We start from the raw sequence: 22,157 nt of genomic DNA on the forward strand, positions 1-22,157 counted from the left end.
CCGTGCCTCGGACGAATGACGGTCTCTCGGGTGCTTTGCCGACACCCGTCCGAGGAAACGGCATCCGTCCGAGGCAACGGCGAACCGCGAACGGCGTCCGGCGGCAGCGTCCGACCCACGGCATACGCTCGAGCCATGGCCCGCACTCCCGGCTCCCCCGTCGCGCCCCGCGTCTCCGCCCCCGATCTGCCGCCTCATCTCGAGTCGGCCGCGCCGCGACGGAACGTCGACCTCCTGGCCGCGCGGCTCGACCTCGCCGGCACCGTCGACCTCGCCCACTCCTCCCTCGAGCAGTGCGAGCTCACGGCGGATGCCGACGCGGTCGACCTCACCGGAGCGACGCTCATCGACGTCGCCCTATCGGACGCGCGAGTGGCCTCCCTGCGGATGCGCGATGCGAGCGTCCGCCGCGTCCGGATCAGCGGCGGCCGCATCGGCACCCTCGACCTGAGCGGTGCGCGCATCGACGAGCTCGAGCTGCGCGACGTCCGCATCGACTACCTGAACCTCGGCGGCACCAGGGCGGTCGACGTCGAGGTCGGCGACTGCGGCATCCGCACCCTCGACATGCCGCAGGCCGATCTCACCCGCGTGCGCTTCACCGGCTGCCGTTCCGACGAGGTCGACCCTCGCGGCATGACGGCCCGTGACGTCGACCTGCGCGGACTGGACGCCGCGGCCTTCCTCGATGCCAACAGTCTGCGCGGCACGACGCTCAGCGGCTTCCAGGTGCAGCAGCTGGCCCCGCTGTTCGCGGCGGGACTCGGCATCCGCGTCAGGGACTGACGGGTCCGTTCGCCTCCAGCAGCTCCCTCGTGAACGGATGCTGCGGGGCGGCGAACACGGACCCGACCGAGCCCTGTTCGACGACCGCGCCGTCCTGCATGACCAGCACGTCGTCGGCGATGGCGCCGACCACGTCGAGGTCGTGCGAGACGAACACCATGGTCAGCCGACGATCGCGCTGCAACCGCAGGAGCAGCGCGAGCACCCGCTCCCGTACCGACGGGTCGAGTGCCGACACCGGCTCGTCCAGCACCAGCACCTCCGGCTCCGCGGCGAGCGCGCGCGCGATCGCGGCCCGCTGACGCTGTCCGCCGGACAGCGCGATGGGTCGGCGGGACGCGAGCGCCGGATCGAGGCCGACCTCGGCGAGCAGTGCGGACACCCGCGCGCGGCGATCCGACCGGGGCACGCCTCCCGCCGCGAGCGCCTCTCTGAGCGACCGGGCGATCGTCCATCGGGGGTCGAAGGCACCGAGCGGATTCTGGTGCACGAGCTGCACGCGGTGACGGCCACGCCACCGCAGTCCCCCGTCGTCCGGGTCCTCGACCCCGACGATCATGCGCGCGAGCGTCGTCTTGCCCGAGCCGGACTCGCCGACGACGCCCAGCGTGCGCCCCTCGGCGACCGCGAAGGAGGCCTCCCGCACGGCGGCGACGCCGTCGAACGTCTTGCTCACCCCGGTGGCCACGAGCACCGGATCGGCGGGCGCTCGCGACCCCTCGCGCGGCCGGTGCATCGTGGCGGCGATGAGCTGTCGCGTGTACTCGTGCCGCGGGTTCTCGAGCACCTCGGAGACGGGCCCCTGTTCCACGACCGTTCCGGCCCGCATCACGAGCACACGATCGGCGATCCGTCGCACCGCAGCGAAGTCATGGCTGATGAACACCACGGCCGTCCCGCGGTCGACGATCTCCCTGAGCAGACCGAGGATCCGCGCCTGCACCGTCGCGTCGAGCGCCGTCGTCGGCTCGTCCGCCACCAGCACGGCCGGATCGGCGGCGAGAGCGGAGGCGATCAGCGCCCGCTGCCGCAGCCCGCCCGACAGCTCGTGGGGATACTGCCGTGCACGCCGGTCGACGTCGGGCATCCACACCCGCTGGAGCAGCGACCGGACGCGGTCGCCGATCGCGGTCCGCCCTCGCGCGAGGCGGTGCAGTCGCAGCGGCTCGGCGATCTCCGCGCCGATGCGCTGCAGCGGGTCGAGGGACACCAGCGCGTCCTGCGACACGAGCGCGATGCGGGCGCCGCGGAGCGCTCGCCATCCCCGGTCGCGCAGACCGCGGGCGTCCGTGCCGTCGATCACGAGCCGATCCAGGCGCACACGTGCCCCTGTCGGCGTCAGACCGAGCAGCGCCCGCGCGGTCAGCGACTTGCCGGCCCCCGACTCGCCGACGATCGCGACGCACTCCCCCGGCTGCACCGACAGCGAGACGTCGTCGACGACCGGCGCGGCGCCGAAGTCGATGAAGAGGCCGGACAGCTCCAGTGCGCCGCTCACGGTCGGATCCCCTCTGCCCGGGCCCGCAGGAGGCGACCGACGACCGTCGCCGCCACGACGGTCAGGGTGATCGCCAGCCCCGGGAAGACGGCGATCCACCATGCCTGCCCGAGCACGTTCCGCCCTCCGGCGAGCATGAGACCCCATTCCGGCGTGGGCTCGACGGGACCGAGGCCGAGGAAGCTGAGGCCCGCCGCGGCGAGGATGCTCGAGCCGATGCCGATCGTCGCCAGCACGCTCAGCGAACCGAGCACGCCCGGCACGACGTGGCGCATGAAGGCCGGCACGGGCGGCACCCCGAGGATGCGCGCCGCCTCGACGTGCTCGGCCGTGCGGAGGGTCCGGGTCTGCACGCGCGCGAGCCGCACGTAGACCGGGACGGCGGCGAGGGTCACGGCGACCGCGATGTTCACGGGCCCCGGGCCGAGGACGGCGACGACGACGAGCGCGACGAGGAACTCAGGGAAGGCAGACAGCACGTCGTTCACCCGCATGAGGGCGGCGTCGACTCCCCGCGGCGCGAGCCCGGCGAGCGCGCCGATGACGAGGCCGAGCGCGAGCGCGACGGCGGTCGCGAGCAGGCCGATGCCGATCGATCGCCCGGCGCCGAAGACGACCCGGGAGTAGACGTCGCGTCCGCTCTGGTCGGTTCCGAACAGGTGCTCGCCGCCGGGCGGCAGGAGCGCCGCGCGCACGTCGGTCTGCAGCGGGTCGTGGGTGGCGAGCACGGCGGGGAAGGCCGCGGCGAACCCCAGGACGATCAGGACGACGAGCGCTGCTCCGAGCAGAATGCGCTCCGCCCGCCTCACCGCGCACCTCCGCGGGATGCGCGCACCCGCGGGTCGACCAGCGGATGCAGCAGCTCCACCACGAGGTTCACGGCGACGAAGACCAGGGCGCTCAGCAGGATGATGCCCGTGATGACGGGAAGGTCGCGGTTGGTGATCGCCGCGAGCGTCACCCGCCCGAGTCCGGCCCGCGCGAACACCGTCTCGACGAGCACCGCCCCGCCGAGGATCGATCCGGTGAGGTAGGCGGTCAGGGTGATGGCGCCCGATGCCCCGTGCCTCAGGCCGTGGCGGAGCGTGAACCACGACGAGCCGGCGCCGCGCGCTCGGACGGTCTCGGCGAACGGCATCCGCTCCGCCTGCTGGAGCCCGTCGCGGAGCACCTGGCTGAGGAGCGCGGCGACCGGGAGGGCGAGGGTGATCGCGGGAAGGACGATGGTCGCGGGGTTGCGCGCTCCGGAGACGGGGAACCAGCCGAGGCCGAACGCGAAGACGCTGAGGAGCACGAGTCCGATCCAGAAGACCGGGGAGGACAGGATCACCAGCTCGACGCCCGCCGCGATGCCGCGTCCGCTCCGCCCGCGGACGAACACGGCGACCAGGAGGGCCAGGATCACGGCGATCACCAGAGCGAGCACCGCGAGCTGCACGGTCGCACCCAGCTGGCGCCCGATCACCTCGGTCACGGGCATCCGGAGCTGATACGACTCGCCCAGATCTCCGCGAGCGAGCTGGCCGATGAAGGTCGCGTACTGCTCGAGGGGCGAGCGGTCGAGCCCGAGCTCCGCGCGGATGCCGTCCTTCACCTCCTCGCTCACCTGGGCCTGCGGCCCGAGCATGACCGACACCGGGTCGCCGGGGATCACCCGGAACGCGAGGAAGGCCAGTGTGGCCGCTCCCCACAGCACGACGACGACGGATGCCGCGAGGCCCGCGACCCGCAGAAGAGCTGCCTTCACCGTGTGCGCCCTCTCGACTGGCCGGAAGCGCACATCGCCCACGCGCGCCCGCTCAGGAACGATATCCCAGGGTCCGGTCGGTCCCTGCCCGCGGCCGCTCCGCTCAGCCGACGCTCACGTCGTAGAAGAGCGGTCGACCGTACAGGTCGTAGTCGAGTCCGGACACCCGCTCGCCCACGGCCGTGATCGCGGACGGGCTGTACAGCGGCACGATCGCCGTGTACTGCGCATTCCACTCCTGGAGCTGCGTGTAGATCGCCGTCCGCTCCTCCTGGTCGCCGGACGCGACCCCCTGCTCGAGAAGGGCGTCGACCTGCGGGTCCGTCACCTGGGAGGCGTTCTGGAAGCCGTCGGTGTGCAGGTGTGACCGGAGGAAGTCCGGATCGGCGCCCGAGAAGCCCCAGTCGGTCAGGTCGAACGTCTTCGGCCCGTACTGCTCGTTGTACGCGCCGGGCTCGAGGACCTCGCGCACGACCTCGAAGCCGATCCCCTTGAGATCCGACTGGATGGCGTTGGCCAGTGCGGCGCGGTCGTCGGGCACGGGGGTCCAGGCGATCCAGCGCGCGGAGAGCCGCTGACCGTCCTTCATGCGGATGCCGTCGCTGTCGCGGGCCGTCCATCCGGCCTCGTCCAGGAGGGCGTTCGCCGCGTCCTGGTCGAAGGGCCAGCTGCCCTCCAGCGAGGAGTCGTATCCCGGTGTCGTCGACCCCAGCACGCTCCAGGCGCGAGGGAACTGGTCGAAGAAGATCTCCTCCACGGACGCGTCGATGTCGATGCCGCGCGCGAACGCCTGACGCACCTTCTCGTCGGCGAACACGCCGAACTTCTCGTTGAGGTACAGCGAGTACGGCAGACCCGGGTACTCGATCGAGTCGACGGTGATGCCGTCGCCGAGCTCGGTGGCCAGGTTCGGCGGGATGTTGCTGGCGAGATCGGCCTCGCCGCTCTCGATGACACCCGTCCGCACTGCGGCCTCGGGCTGGATCTCGACACGGAGCGTCTCGACCTCCGGGGCCCCCTCGCCGTGCGGACCCCAGGCGTAGTCGTCGTTGCGCGTGTAGACCAGCTCCTGGTCCGGGGTGTACTCGGTGAGCTCGAAGGGACCGGTGCCCACGGTGACCCCGGGGCCACCCGCCTTCAGCTGGTCGCCCGACTCGGCGAGGACCGCCGGCGAGTAGAAGCCCAGCTGCGGCGTGCTGGCTGCCTGCAGGAACGGGGCGTACGGCTGCGTGAACCGCACCGTCACGGTGTGCTCGTCGACGACCTCGGTGCCCTCGTAGAAGTCGGCCCCCATCATGCTGGCGGCCTGGGCCGACTCCGTCTCCGGATCGACGATGCGATCGAAGTTCGCCTTCACGGCCTCGGCGTCGAACGGCTCGCCGTCGGTGAAGGTCACGTCGTCGCGCAGGGTGAACGTGTACTCGGTGCTGTCGTCCGACACCGTCCAGTCCTTCGCGAGCCACGGCGTGAACGACCCGTCGTCCTCCTGGAAGACGAGCGAGTCGAGCACCGCGCGCTGCACCATCCCCGACACGTCGAGCTGACTCACCTGCGGATCCATGTGACCGGCCGAGAGGTTGGCGCCCTCGATCGACCACACGAGCTCGCCGCCGGACTCGGAGTCGGACGCGGGGGCGCACGCGCTGAGCAGAAGGGAGCTCGCGGCGGCGATGGCGGCGATGGGCAGGACTCGACGCGCGAGCGCAGTGGGCATGCTGATCCTCGGAAGAAGGTGATCGGGGTGGTCTCCATCGTATCGCCGATTCCTGCACCCGGTCCATCTTCTCCGGCCTCCGCGCGACGCGACCCTTGCGGCGACCGGGCGGCCCCCTATACTGCAAGGGTCACCGGAGGAGGGGGAGAACTGTGCCGGCTGATGAAGGACTCTCGGAGACCGTCGCTGCTCTGCATGCGCGGATCGACGCCCAGATCGCACGATCTCGAGAACTCGCGGAGGAGTCCTCCCGGCTCAGCGCGGAGGCCGAGCAGACCACGGCGACCGTCACGTCGCCGGACGGTCGCGTGACGGTCACGGCGCGTCCGCACGGCGGGATCGACGAGGTGCGGCTCTCGAGCGCCGACGGGGATGCCGCCGGCCTCGGCCGGACCATCACGACGACGATCGCAGCGGCCCAGCGCGCGGCCGCCGAGTCGGTGCTCGCCTCCATGGCGTCGACCCTCGGCGAGGACTCCCCGCTCGTGGCTGCCGTGCGCACCGATGTCGACGCGGCGTTCCCGGGCGGGCGCAGCGACACGATCGAGTACCGCTGATGGGTGTGATCGAGGTCAACCCGTCTCGACTGAGCGCGGCGGCGGCAGCGATCGGCGAGTTCTCCGGCCGCATCGACGAGGAGCTCCAGCAGTTCACGAAGGCCGCCTACACGCTGAAGGACGAGTGGGCCGGCGAGGCGCAGGAGGCGTTCGAGGTCGCGCAGCTCGGCTTCTCGGCGTCCATGACCGCGCGCGCCGCATTCCTCAGAGAGGTCACCGCCGTCCTGGACATGCTCGCGGGACTCTATTCGGAGACTGACCTGGCCGGGCAGCGCGCACTCGGCGGCAGCTGACGGCATCCATCCGGTGCGCACCGGAGACCCACACACTCACCGACGCGACGGGGGAACGTCATGACAGCCGCAAACCAGCAGATCCGGATCGATGAAGAGGTGCTCCGGGCACACGTCCGGTCGCTCGAGGACGCGGCCGAGACGCTCCGGGCGGCGGCATCCACGGCCTCCGGAGGCATCGGGGCCTCCGCCTTCGGCGGTCTCTGCGGCCCTCTTCTCGGGCCGGCGATCGCTTCTCTCGCCGATGCGTCGGAGTCGGTCCTCACGACCGCCACGGCGCTCGCCACCGGGTCCTCGTCGGGCCTGAAGTCGACCGTGGACTCCTTCAGCGAGGTGGAGGACAAGGCAGTCGACACCTTCCGCGCGATGGACGGGACCGGACGATGACGGCGATCGCCTCCGTCGCGGGGCAGGTCCGATCCGCATCCTGGGCCGCCGGGACCGTGGGACCGGGCTCCGCCGTGGGCGACTGCGGGAGCATCCCCGGATTCGCGGGCCTCCTGATCCAGTACGTGGCGCCGTTGCGCGAATGGTTCGACGACCTGCTCGGCGACCCGGGGGCGGTCGGCGGCTTCGCCTCGCGATGGGAGGATGCCGAACGCGCGCTCGTCACCGTCTCGGAATCCCTGCGCGACGCCGACCGCTCGCTCGACGACCTCGACGGCCGCACCGTCCGGGCCCTGCGCGCCCGCTTCACCGAGCTGGCCGCGGTCGCGGAGGACGGCGTCCAGTGGACGGGAGCGACGGCGAGCGCGGTGCGGCTGGTCTCGCAGATCATCGAGTCCACCCGCATCCTGATCTGCGACTTCCTGGGCAAGCTCAGCCGGTTCGCGGACGACCTGTTCAGCTTCTCCCTCAACCCGCTGCAGAAACTCGACCAGATCGAGCGCTTCGCGCAGTCCGCCTACGAGTTCGTGAGCTCCGCGGGATCGCTGGTGAAGAGCCTCATCGATTCGGTCGTGACGCTCGCCCAGCTGCTCTCCAAGCTCGTCCCCCTGATCGGCGATGCGCTCGCACAGCTCCGCGAGACGCTCGTCGACATGCTGCCCTTCGTGAGCGTCATCACGATGGGACCCCTCGGTCTGATCTTCGGGAACGTCGCACACGACCTCCTCACCGGCGATGCACACGTCAACGAGGTCGATCCCGCGACCCTCAACGCCGATCAGCGCATCGCGTGGGACAAGGCGCACGACATGACCTCGATCGACTCGCTCGAGGACCTCGTGACGGTGAACGGCACGACAGACGGCATCGGCGGCGAGGACTCGACCGCGATCGACATCAAGCAGGTCGTCGCACCGGACGGATCGACCCACTGGGTCATCTCCTGCCCCTCCACCCAGGCATGGGAGCTCGGCCCGTCGAGCGGCGCGATGAACGACCGCGACAACAACATCGCGCTCATGCTCGACCATCCGCTCTTCCGCACCCAGTACGAGCGCGCCGTGCTCGAGGCCATGCGGCAGGCGGGGGTCCCCGAGGGCGCTGACGTGGTCCTCACCGGGTTCAGCCAGGGCGGCATCATGGCGGCGAACCTGGCTGCGGATTCGTCCTTCCCGTACAACCCCATCGGCGTCGTGACGAACGGCTCGCCCGTGGACAACTTCCATGTGCCGCCGAACGTGCCGGTCTACGCGTTCCAGCACGCGACGGACCCCGTGCCGATGCTCGACGGCAGCGTCACCGCTCTGCCCGGCCTCCCCGGCCAGGGCCCGATCGACATCCCGAACACGCCGCTGACGGTGCTTCCGCCGAACATCCACCAGATCACGCTGCCCGACCCGGCGGGATCGCACGGATTCGGAGCGCACGACAACGGCCTCTACGCCGCGTCGGTCGGCGAATGGGAGAGCGACTACCACTCCGCCAACGACGGCGATCCCTGGAATCTGGCGGGCCTCGGCGGGACCGTCGTCGACCACCAGATCTACCAGGGAGTCGAACGATGAGGCGGGGCCGCCCCGCGGCTCGCCTCAGCACCCGCATCGCCGCCGCCACCGGCATCGCCCTTCTCGCCGTCTCGCTCGGGGGCTGCGGCGTGGTCGCGAAGGAGTTCTCGGACGGGGACTTCGCCGAGACCATCCCCGCGGAGCTCGCCGCGTCGGGGCGAGGTGTGACCGACTCCTTCGCGTCGAAGGGACTCGACGGCTTCACGTTCTACCTCTCGGTCGGCATCGACGTCGACAGGGCGGCGATCGACGAGGACGACCTCGCGGCGTTCCTGCGGATCATCCTCGTCGGCAACGATCTCCCCACCGACAAGATCCGCATGAGCGTGCAGAACGCCGACGGCGACTTCCTCGACCTGGAGCAGCTCGCCCTGCAGGCGAGCCCGGGCATCGAGCTGTTCGGCTCGTCCGAGACCACGCTGGTCCTCGACTCCGACGACGCCCGAACGATCGTCGAGGCCGTCTGGGGCGAGTGAGCGAGGACGCTCCTCCGAGCTTCGGGCGTCTAGACTGGGGGCACAACCCACACTCAGGCACGCTCACACAGTGCCGCATACATCGCTCGAGGAGACCTCCATGTCCGTGATCCCTGACAAGCCCGCACTCGAGGGTCTCGAAGCGAAGTGGGGCGATGCCTGGGCCGACCGCGGCACGTATCTGTTCGACCGCATCCGCGCAGCCGAAGCGGGACGAGACGGCGTCTACTCGATCGACACTCCCCCGCCCACCGCGTCGGGCAGCCTGCACATCGGACACGTGTTCTCCTACACGCACACCGACGTCAAGGCGCGCTTCGAGCGCATGCGCGGCAAGACGGTGTTCTACCCGATGGGCTGGGACGACAACGGGCTGCCCACCGAGCGCCGCGTGCAGAACTACTACGGTGTGCGCTGCGACCCGACGCTGCCCTACCAGGCGGACTTCACTCCCCCGTTCGAGGGCGGAGACAACAAGTCCAGCCGCGCGGCGGATCAGGTGCCGATCAGCCGACGCAACTTCATCGAGCTCTGCGAGCGCCTGACCGTCGAGGACGAGAAGCAGTTCGAGGCGCTGTTCCGTCAGCTCGGTCTGAGCGTCGACTGGACGCAGACCTACCGCACGATCTCCGACGACACGATCCGTCAGAGCCAGCTGGCGTTCCTCCGCAACATCGAGCGCGGCGAGGCCTACCAGTCGCTCGCCCCGACGCTCTGGGACATCGACTTCCGTTCGGCGATCGCGCAGGCGGAGCTCGAGGACCGCGACCAGCAGGCGGCGTACCACACGATCGACTTCCCGTTCGCCGATGGGTCCGGCTCGATCACGATCGAGACCACGCGTCCGGAGCTCCTCCCCGCCTGTGTCGCGATCGTGACGCACCCCGAGGGACCGCACAAGCACCTGATCGGCACGAAGGTCCGCACACCGTTCTTCGGCGCCGAGATCGAGATCCACGGCCACCACCTCGCCCAGCCCGACAAGGGCACCGGCGCCGCCATGGTCTGCACGTTCGGCGACGTGACCGACATCATCTGGTGGCGCGAGCTGCGCACGGTCGCGGGCGGCGACCTCCCCAACATGACGACGATCGGCCTCGACGGCCGCTTCCTCCCGACGGCCCCGTCGATCGTGACCGCCGACGAGGCCATCGACTGGTACGCGGCAGAGCTCGCGGGCAAGACCGTCTTCTCCGCGCGCAAGGCGATCGTCGAGAAGCTGCAGGAGACGGGCGACATGACTGCGGTCGGCAAGCCCTTCAGCCACGCGGTGAAGTTCTTCGAGAAGGGCGATCGCCCGCTCGAGATCGTCTCGACCCGGCAGTGGTACATCCGCAACGGCGCCCGCGACACGGAGCTGCGCGATCAGCTCCTCTCCCACGGCGCGGACGTCGCCTTCCACCCGGACTTCATGCGAGTGCGCTACGAGAACTGGGTCGGCGGCCTCACGGGCGACTGGCTCGTGTCCCGTCAGCGCTTCTTCGGCGTGCCGATCCCGCTCTGGTACGCGCTCGACGAGAACGGCGAGCGCGACTACGACCGGGTGCTCACCCCCGATCACGCGGCGCTTCCCATCGACCCGACGACGGACGTGCCCGAGGGGTACTCCGAGGACCAGCGCGGCGTTCCGGGCGGATTCGACGCCGAGGCGGACATCCTCGACACCTGGGCGACGTCGTCGCTGACCCCGCAGCTGGCCGGCGGGTGGCAGCGCGACGAGGAGCTGTGGGACCTCACTGCCCCGTTCGACCTGCGCCCGCAGGGACAGGACATCATCCGCACCTGGCTCTTCTCCACCATGCTGCGCTCGACGCTCGAAGACGGTCGCGCACCCTGGCGCAATGCGGCCATCTCCGGCTTCATCGTCGACCCCGACCGCAAGAAGATGTCGAAGTCGAAGGGCAACGTCGTGACGCCGTCCGACATCCTCGACACGCACGGGTCGGATGCCGTGCGCTACTGGGCCGCATCCAGCCGCCTCGGCATGGATGCCGCGTTCGACCCGCAGAACCCGACGCAGGTGAAGATCGGACGTCGTCTCGCCATCAAGGTGCTGAATGCCGCGAAGTTCGTCCTGTCGTTCCCCGTCCCCGAAGGCGCCCAGGTCACCCATGCGCTCGACGCGTCGATGCTCGCCGCGCTCGATGCGGTGATCGCCGAGGCGACGAAGGCGTTCGAGAACCACGACCAGGCCAAGGCCCTCGAGGTCACGGAGGCGTTCTTCTGGACCTTCTGTGACGACTACCTCGAGCTCGTGAAGGAGCGCGCCTACGACCAGACGGATGTCGGACAGGCCTCCGCGGCCCTCGCGCTGCGCCTGGCCCTGTCGACGCTGCTCCGCCTGCTGGCGCCCGTGATCTCGTTCGCGACGGAGGAGGTCTGGTCCTGGTTCGAGGAGGGCTCGGTGCACACCGCGTCCTGGCCCGAAGCCCTCGGCATCGACGGCGACACCGCCGTGCTCTCCGCGGCGAGCGAGGCGCTCATCGGCATCCGCCGCGCGAAGACGGAGGCCAAGGCGTCGCAGAAGACCCCCGTCTCCCGGGCGGTCATCACCGCGCCGGCTGCGAAGCTGCAGGCGCTGCGGGCCGCCGCCGACGATCTCCGCGCCGTCGGACGCATCGCCGAGCTCGAGATCACCGAGGCGGAGGAGTTCGCGGTCACCGCGATCGAGCTCGCGCCGGTCGAGGGCGCCTGATGCAGCTGGGCACGCGGTGGGTGACCGGCTCCGAGCCCCCGGCCTCTGTGCCGGCCGTGCTGCGTCCGGCCATCGCCGAGGTCGAGGGGCGCGGACTCGCCGGTCACTGGACGCTCACCTGGCTGGAGGGTCGCGCGATCGCTGAACTCGACGCCGGCTGGGAGGTCATCCAGTCCGCCACCGGCGACGTGGTCTCGCGTCCCTTCGAGGACTGACCGCCGAGCCGGTCGACCGCACGCTCACCGCGCCCGGCATCGGCGTCCTGCCCGGCGCGGTCAGCGACGCGGCAGGCCGAGCTGCGCGAGCACGTGCTCCACGGCGCGCGGATCGTGCTTCCGCGTCTGCTGCTCACGGAGCAGGTCGAGTGCGAGGGCCCGCCGATCCGCACGCGCGACGATGCGGCGATCCACATGCCGTATCAGCGCCGCGGCGATGTTCCTGAGCAGGCGTTCGAAGGCGGTGGGCGCGGCGAGGCGCAGGGTTGCCGTGGCCATCATCGCTCCTGTGCGTCCTGCTGCCGGCCGGGAACAGCCGGCAGATCGAAGATGTCGGCGCGCAGCGACACGCGCCGCACGTCGGGTCCGGTCTGCCCGCGGAAGCGCTCGATGGCGCTTCCGACGAGAGCCTCGATCTCGGCGCGGAGCTCGAGCGCCTGCGCCGCGGTCATGTCGAGATGGGTGGTCATCGTGAGTCCGACGTCGCGCCAGTCCGCCGGCACGTCGGACTGCGGGCGGTTGAGATAGGCCATGAGGGTCTCGTGGCGCAGTCGGAAGAACTCGGAGGTGACGATCTGCGCCGACGCGCGCTGAGCGGGCGACATCGTCTCGTCGGGCCCCGGCATGTCGATGCGCCCCTTGGGCCGCTCCCACCACCGCTCGCGCGCCGTACCCCGGTCGGGCATCTCGCGGATCAGATCATGCGCCGCGAGCGCACGGAGGTGGTAGCTCGTCGCACCCGAGGTCTCCCCGACCATCGCGGCGAGCGAACTCGCCGTCTGCGGCCCCTGCGAGGCCAGAAGATCGAAGATCTTCACCCGCAGCGGGTGCGCCAGCGCCTTCAGCGCTCCGGAATCGAGGGTCCGGATGCCCGTCTCGTTCTCCATATATGCAAAGATACCTTTGCATCAGTTTCTTTGCAAGTGTTTCTTTGCAAACGTTGTCGCCCTGGGGCTGCGGTCACGCGCTCTTGCGCTTGCGCTCCATCACGATCGTGGGCGGAGCGCCCTCGTCGACGGCCGCCCGGGTGATGATGACCTTCGCGACGTCCTCGGCGGACGGGATCTCGAACATGATGGGGCCCAGCACGTCCTCGAGGATCGCGCGCAGACCGCGCGCGCCCGTCTTCCGCTCGACGGCGAGATCCGCGATCGAGCGGAGCGCGTCCTCCTCGAACTCCAGCTGCACGCCGTCGAGCTCGAACATGCGCTGATACTGCTTCACGAGCGCATTCCGCGGCCCGGTCAGGATGTCGATGAGGGCGTCCTGATCGAGCGGCGAGACGTTGGTGACCACCGGGAGGCGACCGATGAACTCGGGGATGAGCCCGAACTTGTGCAGGTCCTCCGGCAGGACCTCGCTGAACAGATCGAGGTCCTCGCCCTTGTCGTGCAGCGGAGCGCCGAAGCCGATGCCGTGCTTGCCGACGCGGGCCGAGACGATGTCCTCGAGCCCGGCGAACGCTCCGGCGACGATGAACAGCACATTCGACGTGTCGATCTGCAGGAACTCCTGGTGGGGGTGCTTCCGGCCGCCCTGCGGAGGCACGGACGCGACCGTGCCCTCGATGATCTTGAGGAGCGCCTGCTGCACGCCCTCGCCCGAGACGTCGCGGGTGATCGACGGGTTCTCTGCCTTGCGGGCGATCTTGTCGACCTCGTCGATGTAGATGATGCCCTGCTCCGCGCGCTTGACGTCGTAGTCCGCCGCCTGGATGAGCTTGAGGAGGATGTTCTCGACGTCCTCGCCGACGTATCCGGCCTCGGTCAGCGCCGTCGCATCGGCCACCGCGAACGGCACGTTGAGCTTCTTCGCGAGAGTCTGGGCGAGGTACGTCTTGCCGCAGCCGGTCGGGCCGATCAGCAGGATGTTGCTCTTGGCGATCTCGACGCTCTCGGCCTTCTGCTCGGCCGGCTGGAGCGTGCCGTGGGCGCGGATGCGCTTGTAGTGGTTGTACACGGCGACCGCGAGGGCCCTCTTCGCGGGCTCCTGCCCGACCACGTACTCCTCGAGGAACGTGAAGATCTCGCGAGGCTTCGGCAGCTCGAAGTCCGCGGTGCCCTCGGCGGAGGACTCGGCCATGCGCTCTTCGATGATCTCGTTGCACAGCTCGACGCACTCGTCGCAGATGTACACACCGGGGCCAGCGATGAGCTGCTGCACCTGCTTCTGGCTCTTTCCGCAGAACGAGCATTTGAACAGGTCAGCGCTCTCACCGATACGGGCCATGCGCGTCCTCCTAGGGGATCCAGAGATCGTCTACTGAGCCTAACCGCTGCATCCGACACCGGGACGCATTGGCGCGACGACGCACGTCTCGAGTCCGTATCGACGCGAGACGCCGAAGGCCCGCCCCGCGATGCGCGGGACGGGCCTCCGTCATCGGATGCTCAGACCATGCTCTTGGTGTGCCAGACGGTCTTCACCTCGGTGAAGGCCGCGATGCGCTCGGGCGAGGCGACGACCTCTCCCGGAGCCAGGACGCGCTTCAGCGTGTCCGCGGCGGCGATCTGCATGTCGACCCAGTCCAGCGCTCCGGCGCCGGCGAGGTCGAGCGCGTTGACGTCCTGGTGCGAGGCGAGCCACGGCGCGATCTCGGCGGGCGAGCCCGTGAGGACGTTGACGACTCCTCCCGGGACGTCGCTCGTCGCGAGCACCTCGGCCAGGCTGATCGCGGAGAGCGGATGCCGTTCGCTCGCGACCACGACCACGGTGTTGCCCGCGACGAGGGCGGGCGCGACGACCGAGACGAGCCCCAGCAGCGCGGACTCCTGGGGTGCGACGATCGCGACGACCCCCGTCGGCTCGGGGACCGAGATGTTGAAGTACGGCCCGGAGACGGGGTTGGCGTTGCCCGCGACCTGCGCGTACTTGTCGCACCATCCGGCGTACCAGACCCAGAGGTCGATGGCCGCGTCGACCTGCGCCTCGGCGGCCGAGGTCGACACGCCCTGCTGGGCGGTGATCTCGTCGACGAACTGCGCGCGACGACCCTCGAGCACCTCGGCGACGCGGTACAGGACCTGGCCGCGGTTGTAGGCGGTGGCGCCCGACCACCCCTTGACGGCGGCGCGCGCGGCGACGACCGCGTCGCGGGCGTCCTTGCGCGAGCCCTGCGCGGCGTTGGCGAGGAAGGCGCCCTTGGCGGACAGCACCTCGTACGTGCGCCCGGACTCGCTGCGCGGAAACGCTCCGCCGATCGCGAGCTTGTACGTCTTCGGCACGCTCAGTCGCTTGCTCATGCTGCAGCCCCCTTCAGGTACGCGGTGAGACCCTGGCGACCGCCCTCGCGGCCGTATCCGGACTCCTTGTAGCCGCCGAACGGGCTCGACGGGTCGAATCGGTTGAAGGTGTTGGCCCAGACCACACCCGCGCGCAGGCGATCGGCGACCGCGAGGATGCGCGACCCCTTGTCCGACCACACGCCGGCGGACAGGCCGTACGGCGTGTTGTTCGCCTTCGCGATCGCTTCCGCAGGCGTGCGGAACGTGAGCACGGAGAGCACCGGGCCGAACACCTCGTCGCGGGCGATGCGGTGCGACGCCTCGACACCCGTGAAGATGGTCGGCGCGAACCAGAAGCCCTTGTCGGGGATCGCGCAGTCGGCGGTCCACCGCTCGGCACCCTCGGCCTCGCCGATGTCGCTGAGCTCACGGATGCGCGCGAGCTGCGCCGCCGAGTTGATGGCGCCGATGTCGGTGTTCTTGTCGAGCGGGTCGCCGAGACGCAGCGTCGAGAGTCGCGTCTTGAGACGGTCGATCACCTCGTCGTGGATGGACTCCTGGACCAGGAGGCGGCTGCCTGCGCAGCACACGTGCCCCTGATTGAAGAAGATGCCGTTGACGATGCCCTCGACGGCCTGGTCGATCGGCGCGTCGTCGAAGACGATGTTCGCCGCCTTGCCGCCGAGCTCGAGCGTGAGCTTCTTGTTGGTGCCGGCCACGGCGCGCGCGATGTCGCGGCCGACGCCGGTCGAACCGGTGAACGCGACCTTGTCGACGTCGGGGTGCCGCACGAGCGCGGCGCCGGTCGACCCCGCGCCCGTGACGATGTTGACGACACCCGCCGGCAGGTCGGCCTGCTGCAGGATCTCGGCGAAGATCAGCGCCGTCAGCGGCGTGGTCTCGGCGGGCTTGAGCACCACCGTGTTGCCTGCGGCGAGAGCGGGCGCGAGCTTCCACGCGAGCATCAGCAGCGGGAAGTTCCACGGGATGACCTGGCCGGCGACGCCGAGCGCGCGCGGATTCGCGCCCAGACCCGCGAAGTCGAGCTTATCGGCCCAGCCCGCGTAGTAGAAGAACCAGGAGGCGACGAGCGGCACGTCGACGTCGCGGCTCTCCTTGATCGGCTTGCCGTTGTCGAGGCTCTCCGCGACCGCGAGCTCGCGGGCGCGCTCCTGCACGAGGCGCGCGATGCGGAAGAGGTACTTGCCGCGATCGCGACCGCTCATGCGCGACCAGGTCTTGTCGTAGGCCCGTCGTGCCGCCGCGACGGCGCGGTCGATGTCGTCGTCGGTCGCCGAGGCGATCTCGGCGATGGGGGACTCGTCTGCCGGGGAGATCGTCGTGAAGCCGGAGCCCGAGCCGTCGACGAACTCGCCGCCGATGAACAGGCCGTAGCTGTCCTTGAGCTTCAGGACGGCCTTCGACTCGGGTGCCGGAGCGTATTCCAGGAATGACATGTGCGCGCTTCCTCAGTCGATCGTGACGTAGTCGGGGCCGGAGTAGTGGCCGGTGGTGAGCTTCTGACGCTGCAGCAGGACGTCGTTGAGCAGGCTCGACGCGCCGAAGCGGAACAGGTGCGGCTGGAGCCACTCCTCCCCCACGGTCTCGGCGACGGTGACGAGGTACTTGACCGCGTCCTTCGAGGCGCGGATGCCGCCCGCGGGCTTCACGCCGATGCGCTCCCCCGTGCCGCGGTGCCAGTCGCGGACCGTCTCGAGCATGAGGAGCGTGGTCGGCAGGGTCGCGGCGGGCTGCACCTTGCCCGTGGAGGTCTTGATGAAGTCGCCTCCGGCGAGGATGCCGAGCCACGACGCGCGCTTGATGTTGTCGTAGGTGTTCAGCTCGCCCGTCTCCAGGATCACCTTGAGCGACGCGTACGAGCCGTCCGCGCGGCGGCAGGCCTCCTTGACCTGGGCGATCTGGTCGTACACGAGTCCGTATCGACCGGAGAGGAACGCACCGCGGTCGATGACCATGTCGATCTCGTCGGCACCGGCAGCGACCGCCTCCGCGGTGTCGGCGAGCTTGATGGCGAGCGACGACCGACCGCTGGGGAAAGCCGTGGCGACGGCGGCGACCGAGATCAGACCGTCGTCGGGGTCGCCGTGCAGGGTTCCCAGGGCCTCGACGGCGTCGCCCACCATGTCGCCGTACACGCAGACCGCCGCGACCTTCGGAGTGCTCGGATCCGCCGCATCCGGGTTCTTGGCCTTCGCGACCAGCGAGCGCACCTTGCCCGGGGTGTCCGCACCCTCGAGCGTCGTGAGGTCGATCAGACGGATGATCGTGTCGAGCGCCCACGCCTTCGACGTGGTCTTGATCGAGCGGGTGCCGAGGCCGGCCGCCCGCTGCTCGAGGCCGACGGCGTCGACGCCGGGGAGTCCGTGCAGGAATCGGCGGAGCGTGGCGTCGTCCGGCTCGCCGCCGAGTACGTCCACCGCCGTCCTGCGGCTGAGTTCTTGGGTCGTCATCGTTCCTCCAACAATGCTCGTGCTGTGGTCTCGTCTGTCACCAGGACGCTGCACAGGCCGCTCGTCACGACTGTACGCGCGATGTCGTGCTTGGCGTCACCCGCGGTGACGAAGATCGCTCGCTTCGCCGCACGGAGCCGGCCCAGGTCGACGCCGACCGTCCGGGCGTCCAGCTGCGGGTCGACGATGTTGCCGTCGGCGTCGATGTACCGTCCCAGGACATCTCCCACGGCGCCCCGGCGGGCGAGCTCCTCGACGTCGGATGCCGTGAGGTAGCCGTTCTCGACATGGGCGGACGTCGCGTCGCAGGGTCCGGCGGTGAAGAGGAACGCCTGGGCGTCGGCGGCCTCCTCGAGGACTCCGGCGACAGTCCGATCGGACTCGATGGCCTGCTTCGTCTCGACGCGCTCGAGGATCGCCGGGCTCGGCAGGAGCGACACCTGGCCGGATGCGCGCTGGGCGATCGTGACGGCGAGACCGGCGGCGCCGCCGGAGCGCCGGTTCAGGCTCACGCCCCCGTTGAGCTGCACGACGCTGACGCCGGTGGCCCATCCGTCGGGCAGCGCCTCGGCCACGGCGCGGAGCGTCCTGCCCCAGCTGACCCCCAGCGTGCGGGGAACCGGTCGCATGGAGGCGAGGTAGTCGGCGGCGGCCTGCGCGACGCGTTCGAGGGTGCCGTCGTCCCCCTCGGGTGCGGGAACGACGACCGCGGCGGTGAGACCGTGTCGATCGACGAGCTGGCGCTCGAGTCCGAGCCGCCTCGCCCGCGGGTGCACGATCTCGATCCGGACGATGCCGCGCTGACGCGCCTGGGTGAGCAGTCGACCCACCTTCCAGCGGGAGATCTTGAGGATGGCGCCGATCTCGTCCTGCGTCTTGTCCTCGTCGTAGTACAGCTCGGCGACGCGAACCATCGTGAGATCGTCTTCCACGGCATCCTCCTTCATGCACCAGCCTACGCGCGAATCCTCTTTCGCGCAGTTTTCTGCTCATATGAGCACTGCCGCGTGGGGGTGACGCACATCCGCCGGAAACGACGAGAGGGCGTCAGCCGCTCGGCTGACGCCCTCTCGGGATCGGGATCGCTCAGGCGCGCTTGCGCGAGGAGAGCACCTGGTCGACGATGCCGTACTCCAGGGCCTCGGCCGCGGAGAGGATCTTGTCGCGGTCGATGTCGCGGTTGACCTGCTCGACGGGCTTGCCGGTGTGGCGCGCCATGGTCTCCTCGAGCCAGGTCCGCATGCGGAGGATCTCCGCGGCCTGGATCTCGATGTCGGATGCCTGGCCGTGACCGGCCTCGCCCATCGCCGGCTGGTGCATGAGCACGCGGGCGTTCGGCAGCGCGAGGCGCTTGCCGGGCGCGCCGGCGGCGAGCAGGACGGAGGCAGCGGAGGCCGCCTGGCCCAGGACGACCGTCTGGATCTGCGGCGCGACGTACTGCATCGTGTCGTAGATCGCGGTCATCGCCGTGAACGATCCACCCGGCGAGTTGATGTACATCGTGATGTCGCGCTCGGAGTCCTGGCTCTCCAGCACGAGGAGCTGCGCCATCACGTCGTCGGCCGACGCGTCGTCGACCTGCACGCCGAGGAAGATCACGCGGTCCTCGAAGAGCTTGTTGTAGGGATCCTGGCGCTTGAAGCCGTAGGCCGTGCGCTCCTCGAACTGCGGGAGGACGTAGCGGCTGGAGGGCAGGTCGCCGGCGGAGCGGAAGGTGGCTGTGTACATGAGAATCCTCTCGCTCTCGTTAGTTGACGTCCGTGCCGCCGCCGCCGACGACGTCGGTCGCGGACTCGCGGATGTGATCGACGAAGCCGTACTCGAGCGCCTCGTCTGCCGTGAACCAGCGGTCGCGGTCGCCGTCGGCGTTGATCTGCTCGACCGACTTGCCGGTCTGCGCCGCCGTGATCTCCGCGAGACGGTTCTTCATCGAGATGATGAGCTGCGCCTGCGTCTGGATGTCGCTCGACGTGCCGCCGAATCCGCCGTGCGGCTGGTGCAGCAGCACTCGGGCGTTCGGGGTGATGTAGCGCTTGCCCTTGGTGCCGGCGGTCAGCAGCAGCTGGCCCATCGATGCCGCCATGCCGATCCCGACCGTGACGATGTCGTTCGGCACGAACTGCATCGTGTCGTAGATCGCCATGCCCGCGGTGATCGAGCCGCCGGGCGAGTTGATGTACAGGTAGATGTCCTTCTCCGAGTCCTCTGCGGCGAGAAGGAGGATCTTCGCGCAGATCTCGTTGGCGTTGTCGTCGCGCACCTCTGATCCCAGCCAGATGATGCGGTCCTTCAACAGCCTGTCGAAGACGCTCGTCGCGAGGAGGGGTTCTGCAGCCATGTCAGCTCCTGATTCCGTGTTTCAGTGATTCGAATCTACCGGCGTCAACGCGGCGCCCAGGCCGTGTTCGCCGTCGGCATATCAGGCGTCGAGATCGGCGATCTCGTGCGCGTAGGCGGTCATCGATCGGTGATAGCGCGGGAGGTGCGGCACCAGTGCGAGCAGCGCCACCGACAGCCCCTGGGCCGGACGGCCCGAGCTCGCGAGGATGAGCGCGTGCACCGTGGCGAACGCGTCGCGATACGGGCTCTCCGCAGAGCGCTCCCCCTCGGCGCGGATCACCGCGAGCGCCTCGTCGTACTCGCCGATGTTGCGCAGCGAGCTCGCCAGCTGGATCACGCATTGCGGCCTGTGCTCCTCGTCGAGGCCCAGCTCCAGCGCGCGTCGGTACAGCGTCACGGCATCGGCTTCGCGCCCCGCGGAGTCGCGCGCGCCGGCCCGCTCGAAGACGGCACGCCCGTCGTCGTCTCCCCGCTCGGCCGCGAGAGCGTCGATGCGGGCGATGATCTCGTCACCGACCTCCTCGCCCGACGCGTCGGCCCAGACCTCGTCGATCCGGTCGTCCCAGCTCGTCATGATTCCTCCCTCGTGTCGTCTCCGGCCCCGCCCCGACGAGAGAGGGGCGGATGCCGCAGCATCCGCCCCTCTCGTGGGATCGTGGTCGATCACTCCGCCTTGTCGGCGGCCTTCTTGGCCGGAGCCTTCTTGGCGGCCGGCTTCTTGGCAGCGGGCTTCTCCGCGGCGTCGGCGTCCTTCTCGGCCGCCTTGTCCGCTGCGGGCTTCTTGGCCGCGGCCTTCTTGGCGGGAGCCTTCTTGGCCGGCTTCTCCTCGGCCTCGGCTTCGGCCTCGGCGGGGGCGTCGTCCGCTGCCTCGTCATCGGTCACGATGAAGTCCGACAGGTCCACGGTCTTGCCGTTGGTGTCGACGACCTTGACCTTGCCCAACGCGATCGCGAGCGCCTTGTTGCGAGCGACCTCGCCGACGAGCGCAGGGAGCTGGTTCGAGGACTGCAGCGCCTCGACGAACTCCTGAGGAGCCATGCCGTACTGCGCGGCCGACTGGATGAGGTACTGCGAGAGCTCCTCCTGCGAGACCTGCACGTCGGCCTGCTCGGCGATCGTGTCGAGGAGGACCTGCGTGCGGAACTGCTTCTCGCTCGCCTCGGTCACCTCGGCGCGGTGCACGTCGTCCTCGAGGCGCCCTTCGCCCTCGAGATGGTTGTGCACCTCGTCCTCGATGAGCTGCGGCGGGACCGGGATCTCGATCTGCTCGAGGAGCGTCTCGACGAGCTTGTCGCGGGCAGCGGAGCCCTGCGTGAAGACGCCCTGCTGGGCGACGCGCTCGGCGAGGCTCGCGCGGAGCTCGGCGATCGTGTCGAACTCGCTGGCGATCTGCGCGAAGTCGTCGTCCGCCTCGGGCAGCTCGCGCTCCTTGACGGCCTTGACCGTCACCGAGACCTCGGCCTCGGAGCCGGCGTGGTCGCCGCCCACGAGTGCGGAGCGGAACGTCGTGTCCTCACCGGCCGTGAGCGACTCGATGGCGTCGTCGATGCCCTCGAGGAGCTCGCCGGAGCCGACCTCGTACGACACGCCCTCGGCGCGGTCGATCTCGGCGCCGTCGATCGTCGCGACGAGGTCGAGCTCGACGAAGTCGCCCTTGGCTGCGGGGCGGTCGACGGGGACGAGCGTGCCGAAGCGCGCGCGCATGTTCTCGAGCTCGGCGTCGAGGGCCGCGTCATCGGCCTCGACGGCGTCGACGGTCACCGTGATGCCGTCGTACGAGGGCAGCTCGATGTCGGGACGGACGTCGACCTCGACGTCGACCAGGAGGTCGCCGGAGAAGTCCTTCTCGTTCGGCCACTGGGTGATCTCCGCAGACGGACGACCGACGACACGGATCTTGTGCTCGGCGGTGGCGTCGCGGAAGAACTTGTCGAGGCCCTCGTTGACCGCGTGCTCGATGACCGCGCCGCGCCCGATGCGCTGGTCGATGATCGGAGCCGGGACCTTGCCCTTGCGGAAGCCGGGGATCTGCACGTCCTGAGCGATGTGCTCGTAGGCGTGAGCGATGCTGGGCTTGAGGTCGTCGGGGGTGACCGTGATGCTGAGCTTGACCCGGGTCGGGGTCAGCTTCTCGACGGTGCTGTTCGCCATGCTGGTGTGTTCTCCTTGTGGTTTCCGCGCTGGATCGC

General features: G+C 69.9%; 23 protein-coding genes. 8 read left to right on the forward strand and 15 right to left on the reverse strand.

Annotated elements, in window-relative coordinates; translation table 11 throughout:
- The first annotated feature begins 135 nt into the window (after positions 1-135).
- Complete coding sequence (locus A4X16_RS10820) at positions 136-786, forward strand: pentapeptide repeat-containing protein (RefSeq protein WP_067120393.1); 651 nt, start codon at positions 136-138, stop codon at positions 784-786.
- Here the strand turns inward: A4X16_RS10820 and A4X16_RS10825 are convergent.
- The 4 genes from A4X16_RS10825 to A4X16_RS10840 form a co-directional block, all read right to left on the reverse strand.
- Positions 776-2,284 carry a dipeptide ABC transporter ATP-binding protein gene (locus A4X16_RS10825; protein ID WP_067120395.1) on the reverse strand — a complete coding sequence of 503 codons (1,509 nt, stop codon included), beginning with the start codon at positions 2,282-2,284 and terminating at the stop codon, positions 776-778. The two genes, A4X16_RS10820 and A4X16_RS10825, sit on opposite strands and share 11 nt — an antisense overlap.
- Positions 2,281-3,093 carry an ABC transporter permease gene (locus A4X16_RS10830; RefSeq protein ID WP_067120397.1) on the reverse strand — a complete coding sequence of 271 codons (813 nt, stop codon included), beginning with the start codon at positions 3,091-3,093 and terminating at the stop codon, positions 2,281-2,283. The genes A4X16_RS10825 and A4X16_RS10830 overlap by 4 nt, the downstream gene beginning before the upstream one ends.
- Positions 3,090-4,031 carry an ABC transporter permease gene (locus tag A4X16_RS10835; RefSeq protein ID WP_157560123.1) on the reverse strand — a complete coding sequence of 314 codons (942 nt, stop codon included), beginning with the start codon at positions 4,029-4,031 and terminating at the stop codon, positions 3,090-3,092. The genes A4X16_RS10830 and A4X16_RS10835 overlap by 4 nt, the downstream gene beginning before the upstream one ends.
- Before the next feature lie 103 nt (positions 4,032-4,134).
- Positions 4,135-5,745, reverse strand: coding sequence for an ABC transporter substrate-binding protein (locus A4X16_RS10840; protein ID WP_067120399.1), 1,611 nt, complete (start codon positions 5,743-5,745; stop codon positions 4,135-4,137).
- A 152-nt stretch (positions 5,746-5,897) separates the two neighbouring features.
- Between A4X16_RS10840 and A4X16_RS10845 the strand changes: the two genes are divergently transcribed.
- From A4X16_RS10845 to A4X16_RS10875, 7 genes are all read left to right on the forward strand, one after another.
- The gene (locus A4X16_RS10845; RefSeq protein WP_067120401.1) at positions 5,898-6,302 is read left to right on the forward strand and encodes a YbaB/EbfC family nucleoid-associated protein; all 405 of its coding nucleotides are present in this window, start codon (positions 5,898-5,900) and stop codon (positions 6,300-6,302) included.
- Complete coding sequence (locus A4X16_RS10850) at positions 6,302-6,595, forward strand: WXG100 family type VII secretion target (RefSeq protein ID WP_067120403.1); 294 nt, start codon at positions 6,302-6,304, stop codon at positions 6,593-6,595. Before A4X16_RS10845 ends, A4X16_RS10850 begins: the two co-directional genes overlap by 1 nt.
- A gap of 60 nt (positions 6,596-6,655) precedes the next feature.
- Positions 6,656-6,982, forward strand: coding sequence for a hypothetical protein (locus A4X16_RS10855; RefSeq protein ID WP_067120405.1), 327 nt, complete (start codon positions 6,656-6,658; stop codon positions 6,980-6,982).
- Complete coding sequence (locus A4X16_RS10860; protein WP_067120407.1) at positions 6,979-8,547, forward strand: alpha/beta hydrolase; 1,569 nt, start codon at positions 6,979-6,981, stop codon at positions 8,545-8,547. The genes A4X16_RS10855 and A4X16_RS10860 overlap by 4 nt, the downstream gene beginning before the upstream one ends.
- The gene (locus A4X16_RS10865) at positions 8,544-9,023 is read left to right on the forward strand and encodes a hypothetical protein (protein WP_067120409.1); all 480 of its coding nucleotides are present in this window, start codon (positions 8,544-8,546) and stop codon (positions 9,021-9,023) included. The genes A4X16_RS10860 and A4X16_RS10865 overlap by 4 nt, the downstream gene beginning before the upstream one ends.
- A 100-nt stretch (positions 9,024-9,123) precedes the next feature.
- The gene (gene valS / locus A4X16_RS10870) at positions 9,124-11,718 is read left to right on the forward strand and encodes a valine--tRNA ligase (protein ID WP_067120411.1); all 2,595 of its coding nucleotides are present in this window, start codon (positions 9,124-9,126) and stop codon (positions 11,716-11,718) included.
- Positions 11,718-11,933: a hypothetical protein gene (locus A4X16_RS10875; RefSeq protein WP_067120413.1), complete on the forward strand. Its 216-nt coding sequence runs from the start codon at positions 11,718-11,720 to the stop codon at positions 11,931-11,933. The genes valS and A4X16_RS10875 overlap by 1 nt, the downstream gene beginning before the upstream one ends.
- A 60-nt stretch (positions 11,934-11,993) precedes the next feature.
- Here A4X16_RS10875 and A4X16_RS10880 read toward each other — a convergent pair whose 3' ends face one another.
- From A4X16_RS10880 to tig, 11 genes are all read right to left on the reverse strand, one after another.
- Positions 11,994-12,212 (reverse strand): hypothetical protein, encoded by a 219-nt coding sequence (locus A4X16_RS10880; RefSeq protein WP_067120416.1) that lies wholly within the window; start codon positions 12,210-12,212, stop codon positions 11,994-11,996.
- Positions 12,212-12,820 carry an ArsR/SmtB family transcription factor gene (locus A4X16_RS10885; RefSeq protein ID WP_067120418.1) on the reverse strand — a complete coding sequence of 203 codons (609 nt, stop codon included), beginning with the start codon at positions 12,818-12,820 and terminating at the stop codon, positions 12,212-12,214. Before A4X16_RS10885 ends, A4X16_RS10880 begins: the two co-directional genes overlap by 1 nt.
- A gap of 73 nt (positions 12,821-12,893) precedes the next feature.
- Positions 12,894-14,162, reverse strand: coding sequence for an ATP-dependent Clp protease ATP-binding subunit ClpX (clpX, locus tag A4X16_RS10890; RefSeq protein WP_067120420.1), 1,269 nt, complete (start codon positions 14,160-14,162; stop codon positions 12,894-12,896).
- Between the two features lie 161 nt (positions 14,163-14,323).
- Positions 14,324-15,175 carry an aldehyde dehydrogenase family protein gene (locus A4X16_RS10895; RefSeq protein WP_067120422.1) on the reverse strand — a complete coding sequence of 284 codons (852 nt, stop codon included), beginning with the start codon at positions 15,173-15,175 and terminating at the stop codon, positions 14,324-14,326.
- Positions 15,172-16,614, reverse strand: coding sequence for an aldehyde dehydrogenase family protein (locus A4X16_RS10900; RefSeq protein ID WP_067120424.1), 1,443 nt, complete (start codon positions 16,612-16,614; stop codon positions 15,172-15,174). The genes A4X16_RS10895 and A4X16_RS10900 overlap by 4 nt, the downstream gene beginning before the upstream one ends.
- Before the next feature lie 12 nt (positions 16,615-16,626).
- Complete coding sequence (gene deoC, locus A4X16_RS10905) at positions 16,627-17,628, reverse strand: deoxyribose-phosphate aldolase (RefSeq protein ID WP_082914419.1); 1,002 nt, start codon at positions 17,626-17,628, stop codon at positions 16,627-16,629.
- Entirely contained in the window at positions 17,625-18,560 is a 936-nt protein-coding gene (locus A4X16_RS10910) for a sugar-binding transcriptional regulator (protein ID WP_231880338.1), read from the reverse strand. Before A4X16_RS10910 ends, deoC begins: the two co-directional genes overlap by 4 nt.
- A 154-nt stretch (positions 18,561-18,714) precedes the next feature.
- Positions 18,715-19,356 (reverse strand): ATP-dependent Clp protease proteolytic subunit, encoded by a 642-nt coding sequence (locus A4X16_RS10915; RefSeq protein WP_067120429.1) that lies wholly within the window; start codon positions 19,354-19,356, stop codon positions 18,715-18,717.
- A gap of 19 nt (positions 19,357-19,375) precedes the next feature.
- A complete protein-coding gene (locus A4X16_RS10920) occupies positions 19,376-19,966 on the reverse strand; it encodes an ATP-dependent Clp protease proteolytic subunit (protein ID WP_067120431.1) in 591 nt (196 codons plus the stop codon).
- An 81-nt stretch (positions 19,967-20,047) separates the two neighbouring features.
- A complete protein-coding gene (locus tag A4X16_RS10925) occupies positions 20,048-20,542 on the reverse strand; it encodes a tetratricopeptide repeat protein (RefSeq protein ID WP_067120434.1) in 495 nt (164 codons plus the stop codon).
- Between the two features lie 89 nt (positions 20,543-20,631).
- On the reverse strand, positions 20,632-22,119 hold the full coding sequence (gene tig / locus A4X16_RS10930; RefSeq protein ID WP_067120435.1) for a trigger factor: 1,488 nt from the start codon (positions 22,117-22,119) through the stop codon (positions 20,632-20,634).
- Between the last annotated feature and the right edge of the window lie 38 nt (positions 22,120-22,157).

The sequence above is a fragment of the Microbacterium sp. H83 genome (assembly GCF_001650405.1).
Taxonomy (GTDB): Bacteria; Actinomycetota; Actinomycetes; order Actinomycetales; family Microbacteriaceae; genus Microbacterium.

Coding starts and splice junctions, on each gene's coding strand:
- A4X16_RS10915 (WP_067120429.1), bottom strand. CDS start 19,356: ATGTACACAGCCACCTTCCGCTCCGCCGGCGACCTGCCCTCCAGCCGC.
- deoC (WP_082914419.1), bottom strand. CDS start 17,628: ATGACGACCCAAGAACTCAGCCGCAGGACGGCGGTGGACGTACTCGGC.
- A4X16_RS10875 (WP_067120413.1), top strand. CDS start 11,718: ATGCAGCTGGGCACGCGGTGGGTGACCGGCTCCGAGCCCCCGGCCTCT.
- clpX (WP_067120420.1), bottom strand. CDS start 14,162: ATGGCCCGTATCGGTGAGAGCGCTGACCTGTTCAAATGCTCGTTCTGC.
- valS (WP_067120411.1), top strand. CDS start 9,124: ATGTCCGTGATCCCTGACAAGCCCGCACTCGAGGGTCTCGAAGCGAAG.
- A4X16_RS10885 (WP_067120418.1), bottom strand. CDS start 12,820: ATGGAGAACGAGACGGGCATCCGGACCCTCGATTCCGGAGCGCTGAAG.
- A4X16_RS10860 (WP_067120407.1), top strand. CDS start 6,979: ATGACGGCGATCGCCTCCGTCGCGGGGCAGGTCCGATCCGCATCCTGG.
- A4X16_RS10880 (WP_067120416.1), bottom strand. CDS start 12,212: ATGGCCACGGCAACCCTGCGCCTCGCCGCGCCCACCGCCTTCGAACGC.
- A4X16_RS10900 (WP_067120424.1), bottom strand. CDS start 16,614: ATGTCATTCCTGGAATACGCTCCGGCACCCGAGTCGAAGGCCGTCCTG.
- A4X16_RS10895 (WP_067120422.1), bottom strand. CDS start 15,175: ATGAGCAAGCGACTGAGCGTGCCGAAGACGTACAAGCTCGCGATCGGC.
- tig (WP_067120435.1), bottom strand. CDS start 22,119: ATGGCGAACAGCACCGTCGAGAAGCTGACCCCGACCCGGGTCAAGCTC.
- A4X16_RS10820 (WP_067120393.1), top strand. CDS start 136: ATGGCCCGCACTCCCGGCTCCCCCGTCGCGCCCCGCGTCTCCGCCCCC.
- A4X16_RS10850 (WP_067120403.1), top strand. CDS start 6,302: ATGGGTGTGATCGAGGTCAACCCGTCTCGACTGAGCGCGGCGGCGGCA.
- A4X16_RS10925 (WP_067120434.1), bottom strand. CDS start 20,542: ATGACGAGCTGGGACGACCGGATCGACGAGGTCTGGGCCGACGCGTCG.
- A4X16_RS10840 (WP_067120399.1), bottom strand. CDS start 5,745: ATGCCCACTGCGCTCGCGCGTCGAGTCCTGCCCATCGCCGCCATCGCC.
- A4X16_RS10920 (WP_067120431.1), bottom strand. CDS start 19,966: ATGGCTGCAGAACCCCTCCTCGCGACGAGCGTCTTCGACAGGCTGTTG.
- A4X16_RS10855 (WP_067120405.1), top strand. CDS start 6,656: ATGACAGCCGCAAACCAGCAGATCCGGATCGATGAAGAGGTGCTCCGG.
- A4X16_RS10865 (WP_067120409.1), top strand. CDS start 8,544: ATGAGGCGGGGCCGCCCCGCGGCTCGCCTCAGCACCCGCATCGCCGCC.